The sequence below is a fragment of the Candidatus Endoriftia persephonae genome (assembly GCF_023733635.1).
GTDB classification, from domain to species: Bacteria; Pseudomonadota; Gammaproteobacteria; order Chromatiales; family Chromatiaceae; genus Endoriftia; species Endoriftia persephonae.
Genome location: NZ_CP090569.1, coordinates 839,485 through 854,289 on the forward strand (window position 1 = coordinate 839,485; position 14,805 = coordinate 854,289).

Annotated in this window: 14 protein-coding genes; 6 read left to right on the forward strand and 8 right to left on the reverse strand. The window is 61.1% G+C overall.

All coding sequences use genetic code 11. The features are described from left to right. Positions 1 to 14: 14 nt before the first annotated feature. The 4 genes from L0Y14_RS03835 to L0Y14_RS03850 all read left to right on the forward strand — a co-directional run bounded on the left by L0Y14_RS03835 (position 15) and on the right by L0Y14_RS03850 (position 4,250). On the forward strand, positions 15 to 788 hold the full coding sequence (locus tag L0Y14_RS03835; protein ID WP_005965878.1) for an MBL fold metallo-hydrolase: 774 nt from the start codon (positions 15 to 17) through the stop codon (positions 786 to 788). 190 nt (positions 789 to 978) lie between these two features. Continuing rightward, on the forward strand, positions 979 to 2,247 hold the full coding sequence (locus L0Y14_RS03840) for an NAD(P)/FAD-dependent oxidoreductase (RefSeq protein WP_039960560.1): 1,269 nt from the start codon (positions 979 to 981) through the stop codon (positions 2,245 to 2,247). A gap of 130 nt (positions 2,248 to 2,377) precedes the next feature. Next, the gene (ispG, locus tag L0Y14_RS03845; protein ID WP_005965876.1) at positions 2,378 to 3,604 is read left to right on the forward strand and encodes a flavodoxin-dependent (E)-4-hydroxy-3-methylbut-2-enyl-diphosphate synthase; all 1,227 of its coding nucleotides are present in this window, start codon (positions 2,378 to 2,380) and stop codon (positions 3,602 to 3,604) included. Positions 3,605 to 3,755: 151 nt separating this feature from the next. Further along, complete coding sequence (locus tag L0Y14_RS03850) at positions 3,756 to 4,250, forward strand: GlcG/HbpS family heme-binding protein (RefSeq protein WP_006475318.1); 495 nt, start codon at positions 3,756 to 3,758, stop codon at positions 4,248 to 4,250. 8 nt (positions 4,251 to 4,258) lie between these two features. Here the strand turns inward: L0Y14_RS03850 and L0Y14_RS03855 are convergent, their stop codons facing one another. The 4 genes from L0Y14_RS03855 to L0Y14_RS03870 form a co-directional block, all read right to left on the reverse strand. Continuing rightward, a complete protein-coding gene (locus L0Y14_RS03855; protein ID WP_005965874.1) occupies positions 4,259 to 4,642 on the reverse strand; it encodes a NifB/NifX family molybdenum-iron cluster-binding protein in 384 nt (127 codons plus the stop codon). Beyond that, complete coding sequence (locus L0Y14_RS03860) at positions 4,639 to 5,061, reverse strand: DUF6858 family protein (RefSeq protein WP_006475317.1); 423 nt, start codon at positions 5,059 to 5,061, stop codon at positions 4,639 to 4,641. Before L0Y14_RS03860 ends, L0Y14_RS03855 begins: the two co-directional genes overlap by 4 nt. 133 nt (positions 5,062 to 5,194) lie before the next feature. Further along, a complete protein-coding gene (locus tag L0Y14_RS03865; RefSeq protein WP_005965871.1) occupies positions 5,195 to 5,902 on the reverse strand; it encodes a Crp/Fnr family transcriptional regulator in 708 nt (235 codons plus the stop codon). A 93-nt stretch (positions 5,903 to 5,995) separates the two neighbouring features. Next, positions 5,996 to 7,345 (reverse strand): TrpB-like pyridoxal phosphate-dependent enzyme, encoded by a 1,350-nt coding sequence (locus L0Y14_RS03870; protein ID WP_005965869.1) that lies wholly within the window; start codon positions 7,343 to 7,345, stop codon positions 5,996 to 5,998. A gap of 127 nt (positions 7,346 to 7,472) precedes the next feature. On the opposite strand from L0Y14_RS03870, the gene uup reads away from it, so the two are divergent. Both uup and L0Y14_RS03880 read left to right on the forward strand, forming a co-directional pair. After that, on the forward strand, positions 7,473 to 9,368 hold the full coding sequence (gene uup / locus L0Y14_RS03875; RefSeq protein WP_006475316.1) for an ATP-binding cassette ATPase Uup: 1,896 nt from the start codon (positions 7,473 to 7,475) through the stop codon (positions 9,366 to 9,368). 88 nt (positions 9,369 to 9,456) lie between these two features. Beyond that, positions 9,457 to 9,876, forward strand: coding sequence for a hypothetical protein (locus tag L0Y14_RS03880; RefSeq protein WP_006475315.1), 420 nt, complete (start codon positions 9,457 to 9,459; stop codon positions 9,874 to 9,876). Between the two features lie 144 nt (positions 9,877 to 10,020). Here L0Y14_RS03880 and pstB read toward each other — a convergent pair whose 3' ends face one another. From pstB to L0Y14_RS03900, 4 genes are all read right to left on the reverse strand, one after another. Continuing rightward, positions 10,021 to 10,767: a phosphate ABC transporter ATP-binding protein PstB gene (gene pstB, locus L0Y14_RS03885; protein WP_305790630.1), complete on the reverse strand. Its 747-nt coding sequence runs from the start codon at positions 10,765 to 10,767 to the stop codon at positions 10,021 to 10,023. A gap of 164 nt (positions 10,768 to 10,931) precedes the next feature. Further along, positions 10,932 to 12,230, reverse strand: coding sequence for a phosphate ABC transporter permease PstA (pstA, locus tag L0Y14_RS03890; RefSeq protein ID WP_006475313.1), 1,299 nt, complete (start codon positions 12,228 to 12,230; stop codon positions 10,932 to 10,934). Beyond that, complete coding sequence (gene pstC, locus L0Y14_RS03895) at positions 12,223 to 13,611, reverse strand: phosphate ABC transporter permease subunit PstC (RefSeq protein ID WP_006475312.1); 1,389 nt, start codon at positions 13,609 to 13,611, stop codon at positions 12,223 to 12,225. Before pstC ends, pstA begins: the two co-directional genes overlap by 8 nt. Before the next feature lie 50 nt (positions 13,612 to 13,661). After that, positions 13,662 to 14,768, reverse strand: a complete 1,107-nt coding sequence (locus L0Y14_RS03900) for a PstS family phosphate ABC transporter substrate-binding protein (protein ID WP_040819831.1) — start codon at positions 14,766 to 14,768, stop codon at positions 13,662 to 13,664. Positions 14,769 to 14,805 lie beyond the last annotated feature (37 nt).

The window sequence follows — 14,805 nt, forward strand, 5'->3', positions numbered from 1 at the left end:
ACGGGAATAGCGCGTTGCGCTTCGCCTCCCTCGGCAGCGGCAGTCGCGGCAACGCCCTGTTGGTCGATAGCGGTGGCGTGCGGGTTCTGCTGGACTGCGGTTTCCCCGCAACGGAGGTTGAACGCCGTCTGCAGCGTCTGGGGGTGGAGGCCGGGAGTATCGATGCCATCATCGTTACCCATGAGCATGGTGACCATCTGCGTGGGGTTGGACCGCTCGCCCGCCGCCATGAGATCCCAGTCTGGATGACGGAAGGCACCCGCAGCCTGGCGCAGGCACGTTGTGGTGAACTGCCGGAGGTGCATGCCATTGACAGCCACTGCAGCCGCTTTTGCATCGGCGATCTCAGCATCGAACCCTTCCCGATACCGCACGATGCCCGGGAGCCTTGCCAGTTCGTGTTCCAGAAAGGGGGGCTCCGCCTTGGGGTGGTGACCGATGCCGGCTGTATCACGCCACATATCGAGGAGCGTATCGCGGCCTGCGATGCGCTGGTGCTGGAGTTCAATCACGATACCGAGATGCTGGCCAACGGTCCCTATCCCGCCTCGTTGCAGGCGCGGGTCGGGGGCAATCTGGGCCATCTCAACAATGAGCAGTCGGCGGCGCTGCTGAGAAAACTCGATTGCGGGCGCATTCGCCATCTGTTGTTGGCCCATCTGAGTGAAAAAAATAACACGCCCGAGCAGGTGACTGCCGCCGTGGCGCGCAGTGCAGAGACTCTACTCGAGCGTGCTGTGGTTGCACGGCAGTCTGAGGTGGCTGGTTGGTTTGATCTCGAAGGCTAGCCTTATTTGTTATATTAATTCATTCTAAATTATTGAAAATCCTTTGATTTTCAGTTGGTTGAGTGTATTGTTTCGGCTGTTTTGATTTAATAGTGGCCCCACAAAAATATAGGGGGCTTTCCAGGTAGTAGCCGCCGCTTGACGGCGGGCCATGACGAATACAAGACCAAAGAGGTCAGAGGAGTTTTCTATGGCACATGTTGTAGTGTTGGGTGCCGGGACCGGTGGTATGCCGTGCGCTTATGAGTTGCGTGCTGAATTGGGCCGGGAACATGAGGTGACGATGATCAACGAACGGGAGTACTTCCAGTTCGTACCCTCTAATCCCTGGTTGGCAGTCGGCTGGCGAGATCGTTCCCACATCACCTTCGATATTCGCCCCCACCTGGAGCGCAAGGGGATCAACTTCATTGCCAAGCGGGTCGACAAGATCGACGCCGAAGGCAACAAGCTGGAATTGGATGACGGCGAGACCATCGAGTATGACTACCTGGTGATCGCCACCGGCCCGCGTCTCGCGTTTGAAGAGGTAGAGGGCTCTGGTCCGGAAGGCCACACCCAGTCGATTTGCACCGTGAATCACGCGGAGAAGGCGTTTGACGCCTACAAGGACCTGCTCGACGAACCGGGGCCAGTGATCATCGGCGCGATGCCCTTCGCCAGCTGCTTTGGTCCCGCCTACGAGTTCTCCTTCATCATGGATTCGGATCTGCGCAAGCGTAAGATGCGCGACAAAGTTCCGATGACCTACGTCACTTCCGAGCCCTATATCGGTCACCTCGGCCTGGGTGGCGTGGGCGACTCCAAGGGGTTTCTCGAGAGTGATTTCCGTGCCCACCACATCAACTGGATCACCAATGCCAAGGTGATCAAGGTGGAGGCCGGCAAGATGTTTGTCGAGCAGTACGACGACTCCGGCCATAAAATCAAAGAGCATGAGTTGGAGTTCAAATACTCCATGATGCTGCCCGCCTTCAAGGGCGTGGATGCGGTGGCCAATGTGGAGGGGCTGTGCAACCCGCGTGGTTTTGTCTTCGTCGACGACCACCAGTGCAACCCGACCTACAAGAATATCTACGCTGCCGGTGTCTGCATCGCCATCCCGCCGGTGGAGGCCACTGCGGTGCCAACCGGGGCGCCCAAGACCGGTTACATGATCGAGTCGATGGTGACCGCCATCGTGCACAACATTGCCGACGACCTGGCAGGCAAGGAGGGCACCACGCTCGCGACCTGGAATGCCATCTGCTTGGCTGACATGGGTGACACCGGCGCCGCCTTCGTCGCGTTGCCGCAGATCCCGCCGCGCAACGTCGCCTGGTTCAAGAAGGGCAAGTGGGTACACATGGCGAAGATCGCCTTCGAGAAGTACTTCATCCGCAAGATGAAAAAGGGCACCTCGGAGCCGATCTACGAGAAGTACATCCTCAAGATGCTCGGTATTGGCAAGCTGAAATAATAGGGGCGACGCCCTGCAATAGAGCCCGACCTTCTGGTCGGGCTTTTTTATTTGTGGGAGGTTCGTCCATAATGGCCCCTTTGCAGATTAAAGGGGCGGTTTTTCCGCCCCAAGTGATAATGGAGCGCGGATGAGCGGTAGGCAATTGCCTAGACATCCCACCCAGTCTGTCATGGTGGGTGGAATCAGGATGGGCGGCGCGGCGCCTGTGGTGGTGCAGTCGATGACCAACACCGACACGGCGGACGTGGCGGCAACAGTGGAGCAGGTGGTGCAATTGGCCCAGGCCGGCTCGGAGCTGGTGCGGCTGACGGTGAACAACGAGGCGGCGGCTGCCGCTATCCCACTAATCCGTGAAGGGCTGGCTCGGCAGGGGCTGGATGTGCCGTTGATCGGCGACTTCCACTTCAACGGCCACCGCCTGCTGGCAGATCATCCGGCCTGCGCCGAGGCGTTGGCCAAGTACCGTATCAACCCCGGTAATGTGGGCAGTGGCGACAGCAAGGACAGCCGCTTTGCCAGCATGATCGAGACCGCCTGCCGCTACCACAAACCGGTGCGCATCGGCGTCAACTGGGGCAGCCTTGATCAGACCCTGGTGGCGAAGATGATGGACGAAAATGCCCGCGCCAGCGAGCCGCTGGATGCCGAGGAGATGATCCATGAGATCATGGTTACCTCGGCCCTGGAGAGTGCCCGTCGGGCCCAAGAACTGGGCATGGCGGCGGATAAGATCGTACTTTCCTGCAAGATGAGCGGGGTGCAGGATCTGATCGCGGTCTACCGGCGGTTGGCGCAGCGCTGCGACTATGCGCTGCATCTGGGGCTGACCGAGGCGGGCATGGGCTCCAAGGGCATCGTGGCCTCCAGTGCCGCGCTTGCAGTGCTGCTGCAGGAGGGGATCGGTGACACCATTCGCATCTCCCTCACGCCGGAGCCGGGGGGCGCTCGTACCCAGGAGGTGGTGGTGGCCCAGGAACTGCTACAGTCGATGGGGCTGCGCGCCTTCACGCCGATGGTAGTGGCCTGCCCAGGCTGTGGTCGCACCACTAGTACCCTGTTCCAGCAGCTGGCTGGGGAGATCCAGTCCTATCTGCGCCAACAGATGCCGCTCTGGCGGCAGAGCCACCCCGGGGTGGAGAAGATGAGCGTGGCGGTGATGGGTTGTGTGGTCAACGGTCCGGGCGAGAGCAAACACGCCAATATCGGCATCAGCCTGCCGGGCACCGGCGAGAACCCTTCGGCACCGGTCTATGTGGATGGTGAAAAGCACAGCACTCTGAAAGGTGAAGATATTGCCGGACAGTTCAAGCAAATCCTGAATGAGTATGTGGAGCAGCGCTATCCGGCAGGATAGAACAGCTGCTGGATGGTCAGGTGTCCTTAACCTGCGGATGCTCCCTCTTAATCTCTTTTGAGTTGGTGTTTACCGCCATTTCAACAGGCGGGGTCTTTGGCTAAGGTAGGTGTTGACACTACAGCCAAAATGATGGAGGAGAAGGATGCAGATGATCAAACCTGCTCTGGTGCTTGGGTTGGGGGTGCTGGTTGCCCCGCCACTCACCGCCGAAGAGGAAGTCTCCCCCACGGTTGCGCTGAAACGGATGACCCTGGAGGTGGCCCAGCAGATCGCCCAGGGGGCGTTGCATGAGTGCCGTAGCAGAGGCATTCAGATCGGGGTTACGGTGGTGGATCGAAACGGCATCGTGCAGGTTACCCTGCGCGACACCATAGCGGCGCAGATCACTCTGCCGATCAGCCGCATGAAGGCGTTTACCGCGGCCAACTTCAATGCTGCCACCTCGGCGCTGCAGGATCGTGCCGATACCCCGATCGGCCGCATCGATGGTCTGGTAATGTCTGCTGGTGGTCTGCCGATCGAGGTGGGTGGGCAACTGTTGGGTGGTGTGGGGGTGAGTGGCGCACCCTCTGGGCTTACCGACGAAGCCTGTGCCAAGGCGGGGATCGACGTCGTTATCGATGATCTGGAGATGGCGCTCTAGCGCTGCAGTTACTCCTTTTTCAGGCTGACCTCAGGGCGCTGATGGTCATGTCCGTGGTCGTGCGGTTGCGGTGCTGGCAATGGTGTGCCGGTAAGCACACAACGCACGGCAGTCTGCGGATCGCTCTCGCTGGTGGGGATGACCCGCACCCCGTAGGAGCCGAGCCTTCTGATGAAACCCTCCCCACAGCCGCCGGTGATCAATACATCGACTGCAAAGATCGGGTGCTCGTCACCCCGGAATTCATGCATCGACATCGCCTTCGGCAGATCGAGGCGTTGCAGTTCCTCCACTTCTCCGTTCTCATCCTGACCAAAGATCAGAAAGCGGCGCGTCTTGCCGGCGTGGCCGGTGATGGTACGGAAGTTCTGGCTGGTGACAGCGATTTTCATGATGCTCTCATTGCGCAGGCCGGTTTAGGCCGTTTGATCAGGGAGTGTGCCCAGTGTTCCATGGCGGCGTTGACCACCGGCATAGGGGGTTCCATGAAGGTGATGATAAACCGATCCCCACTATCGCAGATGCCGATGGAGCGTGGGCGGATGGCGAGTGTCTCTGGTTCCTGCAGGGTCAGGCCGAAACAGAACACCAGATTGATCGCGGAGTGGATGCTGTCAGCTACCTGTCCCTCCGGCAACTCGCGGGTATGGGCGAAGTGATCAAAGGTGGCGATATAGCGGGCTGACGGGTGCGCCTCAATGTGCTCGCGCAGGTAGTCAGCAATCGCCTCTACCGATTGAAAAAGACATTCCTCCCGTTCGATCTCCAACAGAAAGATTGGGAATGTCTCTTCGATCAACTCCTGTCTCAAGGTGTGTTCTCCCGAAGGTTTGGGCAGGGGAGTGCCCGGGCGATTACACGCCAAGCGTCATGAAGGCCGGCGTACATAGGTTGAACTATGCGGGAATCTTAGGAGGGGGCACACAGTTGCGCATTGAAAATACTCAATCTTCGGCAATGCGCTGCAGATTGGGAACATCCAGCAGGAAGTGATTGCTGCGGCTTTCCACCAGTAGACTCCGGCGCTTGAACTCGGCAATGGTGCGGCTGGCGGTTTCGGTGGTAATGCCGAGCATCGCTCCCATATCCTCGCGAGCGAACAGTTCGCACTCGCTGCTCTCCATGTCGCTGACCAGCCGCAACAGCAGCCGCGCTACCCGTTGCTTAGCGGAGCCGGTGGAGAGCTCGGTAAGCCAGGCGTCGGCCTCGTTGAGGGCCCGCTGCCAGCGATTCAGCAGCTCGCGGTGGAGTGTCGGGTTCTCTTGGCTGAGATTGTCGACCACCTTGATCGGTAGGCTGCAGACCTCGGTCTCCTGCAGCACGATGGCATCGTGCTGATAGGGCTTGCCCAGCAGGCACTCCAGACCGGTGACATCGGTGGAGCGAATCAGACGCACAATGCGCTGGCTGCCGTCTGGCAGATACTGCACCAGTTTCAGCACCCCGGAGCGGATGGTGTACATGCGCTGTCCGGAGTCACCGCTGCGATAGAGCACCGCACCTACCGGCAAAGTGTACTGGTCGATCGGTTGGTGAATATGCTCGAAATCCCCCTCGTTAAGACCGGCAAACAGCACCGACTCACGCAGTGCACAGACGCGACAATCGGCCTGCCCATCCCAGGCATCTTTGAAGGTGACGTTTTTGACCATCTGGGCGGTTTCGCTTGGTTGTTTTGGAACTTCTGACCATAGCAGAAATCATCCGCAGGTGCCCCCGTCGCGGTAATGACGGGGGCACAGGTTTCAGCCAACCTTGGGCAGATGGGCGAGGGACTCTTTGATCGCCGCCTCTGGATAGTCGAAATCCTCCAGCTCGCCAGCAAAGTAGCGGTCGTAGGAACTCATATCGAAGTGGCCGTGGCCGGAGAGGTTGAACAGCAGGGTCTTCGTTTCGCCACTCTCGGTGCAGCGTTTCGCCTCGCGGATGACGGCAGCGATGGCGTGGCACGACTCCGGTGCGGGGACTATGCCTTGGGTCTTGGCGAACAGCACTCCCGCCTCGAAGGTCTCCAGCTGCGGCACCGCCCAGGCATCGACCAGCCCCTCATTGTGCAGCTGGCTGACCAGCGCCGAGTCGCCGTGGTAGCGCAGCCCGCCGGCGTGGATGCCGGGGGGCATGAAATCGTGGCCCAAGGTGTACATCTTCAGCAGCGGGGTGAGGCCGATGGCGTCGCCGAAGTCATAGGCGTAGACCCCCTTGGTGAGGGTTGGGCAGGAGGTGGGCTCTACCGCCACCAGCTGCACCGCCTTGCCGGCGGCCTTGTCGGCGAAGAAGGGGAAGGCGATGCCGCCGAAGTTGGAGCCACCGCCGCAGGGGGCGAAGATCATATCCGGGTAGTCGCCGACCAGCTCCAGCTGCTTTTTCGCTTCCTCACCGATGATGGTCTGGTGCAGCAGCACATGATTGAGCACCGAGCCGAGGGCGTAGTTGGTGTCATCACGGCCGGCGGCCAGCTCCACCGCTTCGGAGATGGCGATGCCCAGGGAGCCGTCGGAGTCGGGGTGGGCGGTGAGGATCTGCCGGCCGGCGTTGGTGCGGTCGGTGGGGCTGGCGAAGACTTTGGCGCCCCAGGTCTGCATCATCGAGCGGCGATAGGGTTTCTGGCCATAGCTCACCTTCACCATGTAAACCTCCACCTCGAGATCGAACAGCTGCCCCGCCAGCGCCAGCGAGCAGCCCCACTGGCCGGCGCCGGTCTCGGTAGTGAGGCGTTTGATGCCCTCCATCTTGTTATAGTAGGCCTGGGCGACGGCGGTGTTGGGTTTGTGCGAGCCGGCCGGGCTCACCGCCTCGTTTTTGAAGTAGATCTTTGCCGGGGTGCCGAGCGCCTGCTCAAGTCTGTTAGCGCGATAGAGCGGCGAGGGGCGCCATAGCCTGAGCGCCTCGCGCACCTCCTCGGGGATCGGGATCCAGCGCTCGGCGCTCATCTCCTGTTCGATGATCGCGTTGGGAAAGATCGCGGCCAGTGCGTCGGGTCCCACCGGCTGGCCGTCAGGCCCGAGTGGCGGCGTCGGTGGATTAGGCATGTCTGCCACCACGTTGTACCAATGGGTTGGCATCTCGGCCTCTTTCAGCAGGATCTTGGTCTTCATTTTTTTGGCTTCCTGATTGCGTCAGTGGATGGGGTAGAAGAGTGTTCTTTTGCGGTATCTCTGTGTACCCTCCCCACGGCATAATCACACATCGACCGCATTCGTCCAACGGAAAATCGAGCAACAGATGGCATTGATCAATCTACGCGGCATACAGGTGAGTTTCGGCGGCCCGCCGCTGCTCGACGGCATCGACCTGAGCATCGACAAGGGCGAGCGCATCTGTCTGCTCGGGCGCAACGGTGCCGGCAAGTCGACCCTGATGAAGCTAATCCTCGGTGAGCTGCAGGCGGACGACGGTGAGCGGGTGGTTAATGCCGGGGTGCGCATCGCACGGCTGATCCAGGAGGTACCCGCGGGCACTCAGGGCAGTGTGTTCGAGGTGGTGGCCGATGGCGCCGGTGATCTGGCCGGGACACTCAAACGCTACCACCAGCTCAGCCATCAGCTCGCCGAGAGCGCTGACGAATCGCTGCTGGAGCGGCTCGCCCAGGTCCAGCACGAGCTGGAGGCGGCGGATGGCTGGCAGCTGGAGCAGCGTGTCGAGACGGTGATCTCGCGCCTCTCGCTGGACCCGGATGTCGAGTTCACGGCGCTCTCCGGTGGCCTCAAGCGGCGCGTGCTGCTGGCCCAGGCACTGGTCAACGAGCCCGATCTGCTGCTGCTCGACGAGCCCACCAACCACCTCGATATCGAATCGATCGCCTGGCTGGAGGAGTTCCTGCTCGGCTACCGTGGCGCGCTGCTCTTCATCACCCATGACCGCGCCTTCCTGCGCCATCTGGCGACCCGCATCCTGGAACTTGACCGGGGCCGCCTCGGCGACTGGCCCGGCGACTACGACAACTTCCTGCGCCGCAAGCAGGAGCAGCTCAACGCCGAGGCGCTGGAGAACGCCCGCTTCGACAAGAAGCTGGCCCAGGAAGAGGTCTGGATCCGCCAGGGCATCAAGGCCCGGCGCACCCGCAACGAGGGGCGCGTGCGTGCCTTGAAGGCGATGCGTGAGGAGCGCGGCCAGCGCCGCGAGCAGGGAGGCAAGGTACGCATGCAGCTGCAGCAGGCGGAGCGCTCCGGCAAGCTGGTGGTGGAGGCGCAGGGGGTCAGCTACGCCTGGGACAGCACACCGGTGATCCGCGACTTCTCCTGCACCATCCTGCGTGGCGATCGCATCGGCATCGTTGGCCCCAACGGCGCCGGCAAGAGCACCCTGCTCAATTTGCTGCTCGGCAGGCTGCAGCCCGACCAGGGCCGCGTTGAGCTGGGTACCAATCTGGAGGTCGCCTACTTCGATCAGCTGCGTGATGCCCTCGACGAGAACCAGACGGTGCAGGATAATGTCGGCGGTGGCCGTGACCAGGTCACGGTCAATGGCAAGCCGAAACACATCATCTCCTACCTGCAGGACTTCCTGTTCAGCCCGGAGCGTGCCCGCGGCCCGATCAAGGCGCTCTCCGGCGGCGAGCGCAACCGCCTGCTGCTGGCGAAGATCTTCCTCACGCCGGCCAATGTGCTGGTGCTTGACGAGCCTACCAACGACCTCGATGTCGAGACCCTGGAGCTGCTCGAGGAGCTGCTGCTCGACTACCAGGGCACCCTGCTGCTGGTCAGTCACGATCGGGACTTTCTCGACCACGCGGTCACCAGCTGCCTGGTGTTCGAGGGCGATGGCCGGGTTGGTGACTATGTGGGCGGTTACAGTGACTGGGAGCGGATGCACAAACAGGCGCTGCAGAAATCAGCACCAGCTCCCGCAAAACTGGCTAAGCCCGCAGCCCGTGCCGCGAAAAAAGCGTCCGTTAAACTGAGCTACAAAGACCAGCGTGAACTGGACGAACTGCCTGCCCGCATTGAGGTGCTGGAGGCCAGCCTGGAACAGATCCAGACCCGCATGGCCGATCCCACCTTCTATCAGCAGGGCAGCGATGAGGTCGCGGTGGTACAGCAGCAGATGCAGTCCACCGAAGCGGAGTTGGAGACGGCCTACGCCCGCTGGGAGGAGTTGGAGGCAAAGCGGGAGGGGTGATTTTGCCTGCGCGACTAAAGAAATCCCGCCATCCAGCCGCCGGCTATCACAGAGACAAAGCAAGCGGAGCAAGCGCATGAGAGTAGTGATGCCAGGTTTGATCCTCTCCCTCTCCCTGCTCACAGGAGGGCCGCTCTATGCCGGCGCCGCCTGCGTGGTAGCGAAAGAGCTGGGTAACTCGTTGGCCATCGAATTGGTGGCGGGGCCGAACGAGACGGTCTCCAGTGCCACCGACAAGGGCATAGAGCGTCTGCGCAAGAAGGGCTTCCACAAGAAGTACCAGGATCCCCACGCCCAGGCCATCAGCGACCTGAAACACGCCTACGCCGTGGTGATCAAGACCCAATACAAAACCTTCCGCGGCAAGCCGCGCACCAGCTACGGCTGTGGTTTCAGCCCCTACTCCTACCCGGGCGCAGAGCAGGCGGCACTGCTCGATCTACAGAACTACTCTTGGGGCTGGAAGCCGGCGTATGGCTATGAGGTGTTCAAGAAGCTGAAGTATTAGAGCGCCTCTGATCAAGTCGTGAGCTCGTATCTTGCGCCCATAGGGCGGCCTGTGGCCGCCGTGTGCCATACCTTGAAATCAAGGATGCTGTCGGGCGCAGCCCGACCTATAAACCTAAATATTGAGCCGTCGCTCCCCTCTTGCTCAACCAAAACGACCACTGATGTAGTCTTCCGTCAGCTTGTGGCGGGGGCGGGTGAAGATGTCGTCGGTGGGACCCACCTCGATCAGACGCCCCAGGTGGAAATAGGCGGTGCGCTGGGAGACCCGCGCGGCCTGCTGCATCGAGTGGGTGACGATGGCGATGGTGTAGTTCTTACGCAGCTCGTCGATCAGCTCCTCGATCTTCGCCGTGGCGATGGGGTCGAGTGCTGAACAGGGCTCGTCCATCAGGATCACGTCGGGTGACACGGCAATCGTGCGTGCGATACAGAGACGCTGTTGCTGGCCGCCTGACAGGCTGGTGCCCGGCTGGTCGAGCCGGTCCTTCACTTCGTTCCAGAGGCCGGCCTTGCGTAAGGAGGTCTCCACCACCTCGTCCAGCTCCTGGCGGTTGGCCGCCAGGCCGTGAATTCGCGGGCCGTAGGCGATATTGTCATAGATCGATTTGGGAAATGGATTGGGCTTCTGAAACACCATGCCCACCCGGGCGCGCAGCGGCACCACGTCGAGCCGGCGGTCGTAGATCTCCTGACCGTCGAGCTGGATCTGACCGCTCACCCGACAGATATCGATGGTGTCGTTCATCCGGTTCAGGCAGCGCAGAAAGGTGGACTTGCCACAGCCCGAAGGGCCGATCATAGCTACCACTTCGTTTTTGCCGATATCCAGGCTCACATCCATGATGGCATGCTTATCGTTGTAGAAAACATCGAGGTTACGGCAACGCATGCGTGGGTCTGCCACCTCGACCTCACCGACCGTGCCGCTGAAATCATCGGCATCGCCTTTGAAGCGCGCCACGCTTACGGATGCCAGTAGACCCTTGTTCGGGGCGTCTCGCATGACCTCTTTTGCAATCGCATTCATCATTGTTCCACTCCTATAGCCGCTGCTTACCAGCGGCGTTCGAATCTCTTACGCAGCAGAACTGCCAGCGCATTCATCAGGATAAGAAAACCCAACAGCACCATGATCGCCGCCGAGGTGCGTTCCATGAAGGCACGTTCAGGACTGTCGGCCCAAAGAAAAATCTGCACCGGCAACACCGTAGAGGGATCCAGCGGTCCGCCGGGAATATCGACGATGAAGGCCACCATACCGATCATCAGCAGCGGCGCCGATTCACCCAGGGCTTGGGCCATGCCAATGATGGTGCCGGTAAGCATCCCCGGCAGAGCCATCGGTAGCACGTGGTGGAACACCATCTGCATCTTCGATGCCCCCACTCCCAGGGCCGCTTCGCGGATCGAGGGCGGTACCGATTTGAGTGCCGCACGGCTGGCGATGATGATGGTGGGCAGGGTCATCAGGGTCAGCACCAAGCCGCCCACTAGGGGCGCCGAGCGGGGCAGGCCGAAGAAATTGATGAACACCGCCAGCCCCAGCAGGCCGAACACGATGGAGGGCACCGCCGCGAGGTTGTTGATGTTGACCTCGATGAGGTCGGTCCAGCAGTTGCGGGGGGCGAATTCCTCCAGATAGACCGACGTCGCCACGCCGATTGGGAAGGCGAGCAGCAGGGTGATGAGCAGGGTGTAGAGCGAGCCCATCAGCGCGCCGCCGATGCCGGCTTGCTCGGGTTCCCGCGAGTCGCCATTGGTGAAGAAGGTGCTGTTGAACTTCAGTTCGACCGCTCCCTGGGCGCTGAGGGCATCGATCCAGCCGATTACCTGGTCTTTCAGTCGGCGCTCGTTTTCCGGCAGCGAACGGTCGATCTGCCCCTTGACCAGCATGTCCAGATCGTCGTCCGCCAGCAGCCACAGGGTTTGGCGGGTGCCGATCAGGTCTGGATCGGCGAGCACCCTGGCGCGCAGATCGAACGCCGCACCACTACTTACCAACTTGTATAGGGTTCGCTTCTCGCGCCGGTTTTTTACCTCCGGGAAGCGTTTACGCAGACTCTGCTTGATCAGGCTGGCGTAGTCCGCATGCCCCAGTTCGGTTAGGTCTCTGTTCCCGCTGGGGTCGATCACGGCGGCATCGAAATGGATATCCAGCCGGATCTGAGTCTGCCAAAAGGCGGTATAGCCTTTGCTGACAATACTGACGAATAAAAAGCTGACGAACAGCAGCCCCACACAGACGGCCCCGATCCCGATGGCTTTGAAGCGCCGTTCACGCCGGTAACGGGCGGCCAGGGAGGCTTTAACTTTTTCGGTGGCCGTGGCCCCCGAACCGATCGGATTATTCATACTGCTCCCGATATTTTCGCACCACATGCAGAGCCACCAGGTTCAACACCAGGGTGACCACGAACAACAGCAGTCCCAAGGCAAAGGCGGCCAGGGTCTTGGGGCTGTCGAACTCCTGGTCACCCACCAGCAGGGTCACGATCTGCACCGTCACCGTAGTCACACTCTGCAGTGGATTGGCGGTGAGATTGGCCGACAGGCCCGCCGCCATCACCACGATCATGGTCTCGCCGATGGCCCGGGAGACCGCCAGCAGGATGCCGCCAACGATGCCCGGCAGCGCCGCGGGGATGATCACCTGCCGGATGGTCTCGGAACGGGTCGCGCCGAGACCGTAGGAGGCGTCGCGCAGCGCCTGGGGGACGGCGTTGATCACGTCGTCGGAGAGCGATGAGACGAAGGGAATGATCATGATGCCCATCACCAGTCCGGCGGCCAGAGCGCTTTCGGAGGAGACGTCGAGTCCCAGCAGCCCGCCGCTGTTGCGAATGAAGGGCGCCACTGTGAGTGCTGCGAAGAAGCCGTAGACCACGGTGGGAATCCCGGCCAGGATCTCCAGCACCGGCTTGGCGACAGCTCGCAGCCTGCGCCCCGCGTATTCGGAGAGGTAGATGGCCGACATCAGTCCGATGGGCACCGCTACCAGCATGGCGATGAAGGAAATCAGCAGGGTGCCGGCAAATAGGGGGATGGAGCCGAAGGTGCCCGAGGAGCCCACCTGATCGGCGCGGATCGCCATCTGCGGACTCCACGTCAGGCCGAACAGGAACTCGCTGAGTGGAATCTGCCGAAAGAAGCGCAGCGCCTCGAACAGCACCGACAGCACGATGCCGATGGTGGTGAAGATGGCGATGGTGGAACTGGTGATGAGCAGGGCCTTGAGCACGCCCTCCACCCGGTTGCGGGCGCGTAGTTCCGGCGAGATGAAGCGCCAGGCGTAGCTCGTGCCCAGCATCGCCAGGACTAGGATCAGCACGGTCAAGGCGGCCGCCGAGGTGCGCTCGAGACTTTGCAGGTGATCCGCGGCTGCCTGTATCGCGGGACCGATCTCAGTGGAGACGATATTGCCCGCCGCCAGGTTCTTGATGTCGTTGATCACCAGACCCAGCTCCGCCTCAGGCAGGTTGCGGGTCGCCTCGGGCAGCTCCGCCACCACTAGGCTGGTAATGATGTTGGGCTCGAAAATTAGCCAGAGCCCCAGCACCAGCAGCGCCGGGAGTCCGCACCAGATGGCCGTGTAGAAGCCGTAGTAGCTGGGCAAAGAGTGCAGCTGCCGGACCCTGGTAGGGCCTCCCACCAGGGTGTGAGAACGTCGGCGTCCCAACTGATAGGCCAGGCTGGTCAGGATCGCTAGCAGCAGGATCAGGGTTGTGTAGTGCATAATCTATCAAGGGTGGCCGGGGAAATTCCCGGCACCTCAATCCCACTCGCTCATTTGAGCTGCAGGTTCTTTAACGATCTGACGTCGCTGGCGAAGGCATCGCGCTCCGCCTTTGGCATGGGAATCATGCCTTTGTCGGCCAGATAGCCCTCGTCACCCCAGGCCTTTTCAGAGGTGAACTCAGAAAGGTATTCGCTGATGCCGGGGATCTTGCCGATGTGAGCCTTCTTTACATAGAAGAAGAGCAGACGGGATACCGGGTAGGAGCCGTCGGCGATGGACTCGAATTCAGGCACCACACCCTCGATCTTGGAACCCTGCACCTTGTCGCTGTTTTGGTCGAGGAAGCTGAAGCCGAATACCCCCAGAGCGTTGGGGTTGGCCTCTAGCTTCTGCACGATCAGGTTGTCGTTCTCACCGGCCTCGATGTAGGCACCGTCCTCACGAATCGCGTGGGCCACTGCCTTGAACACCTTCTTGCCCTTCTTGTTGTAGGCGCGCTCGGGGATGCCGAGCTTGGCCATCAGCGGTTTGACCTGGTCCTCGCCCTTAGCCTTGCGCAGGGCCTTCAGGTCGGAGAAGGCCTTGGCGCCAGCGCCCATCACCAGATCAGCGAAGGCGTCGCGGGTGCCGGAGGTGGGCGGCGGCCCTAGTACCTCGATCTTGGTATTCGGCAGGGCCGGATTGACCTCCTTCCAGGTCTTATTGGGATTGTCGATCAGCTTGCCGTCAGGACCGGGAACCTGCTTGGCCAGGGCCAGAAAGAGATCCCGGCGGGTCAGTTCGAACTGAGCTGCATGTTTCGAGTTGGCGATGGCGATGCCGTCGTAGCCGATCTTCACCTCGACAATGTCGTTCACACCCTGCTTGCTGCAGCGCTCGACCTCGGACTTCTTAATCCGGCGGGAGGCATTGGTGATATCCGGATGCTCCACACCCACTCCGGCGCAGAATAGCTTCAGGCCACCACCGGAACCGGTGGATTCGATCTTCGGGGTCTTGAAGTTGCTGGTTTTGCCGAAGGTCTCGGCCACCACGGTGGCGAAGGGGTAGACGGTGGAAGAGCCGACGATGGAAATGTAGTCACGCGATGCGGCTGCCGTGGCGACGGATGCGGAAGCAGCCAGCAGTGCGGCGAGGGCGAAACGCTTGTTGATCACAATTATCTCCAGTCCAGGGTTTGAGCTTGTGGCG

What these genes read in the sequence shown, in the direction of transcription:
- L0Y14_RS03865 (WP_005965871.1), bottom strand. Translation starts at nt 5,902, where the DNA reads ATGGTCAAAAACGTCACCTTCAAAGATGCCTGGGATGGGCAGGCCGAT.
- pstA (WP_006475313.1), bottom strand. Translation starts at nt 12,230, where the DNA reads ATGAATAATCCGATCGGTTCGGGGGCCACGGCCACCGAAAAAGTTAAA.
- L0Y14_RS03855 (WP_005965874.1), bottom strand. Translation starts at nt 4,642, where the DNA reads ATGAAAATCGCTGTCACCAGCCAGAACTTCCGTACCATCACCGGCCAC.
- pstB (WP_305790630.1), bottom strand. Translation starts at nt 10,767, where the DNA reads ATGCGTTGCCGTAACCTCGATGTTTTCTACAACGATAAGCATGCCATC.
- ispG (WP_005965876.1), top strand. Translation starts at nt 2,378, where the DNA reads ATGAGCGGTAGGCAATTGCCTAGACATCCCACCCAGTCTGTCATGGTG.
- L0Y14_RS03880 (WP_006475315.1), top strand. Translation starts at nt 9,457, where the DNA reads ATGCCAGGTTTGATCCTCTCCCTCTCCCTGCTCACAGGAGGGCCGCTC.
- L0Y14_RS03870 (WP_005965869.1), bottom strand. Translation starts at nt 7,345, where the DNA reads ATGAAGACCAAGATCCTGCTGAAAGAGGCCGAGATGCCAACCCATTGG.
- uup (WP_006475316.1), top strand. Translation starts at nt 7,473, where the DNA reads ATGGCATTGATCAATCTACGCGGCATACAGGTGAGTTTCGGCGGCCCG.
- pstC (WP_006475312.1), bottom strand. Translation starts at nt 13,611, where the DNA reads ATGCACTACACAACCCTGATCCTGCTGCTAGCGATCCTGACCAGCCTG.
- L0Y14_RS03840 (WP_039960560.1), top strand. Translation starts at nt 979, where the DNA reads ATGGCACATGTTGTAGTGTTGGGTGCCGGGACCGGTGGTATGCCGTGC.
- L0Y14_RS03850 (WP_006475318.1), top strand. Translation starts at nt 3,756, where the DNA reads ATGATCAAACCTGCTCTGGTGCTTGGGTTGGGGGTGCTGGTTGCCCCG.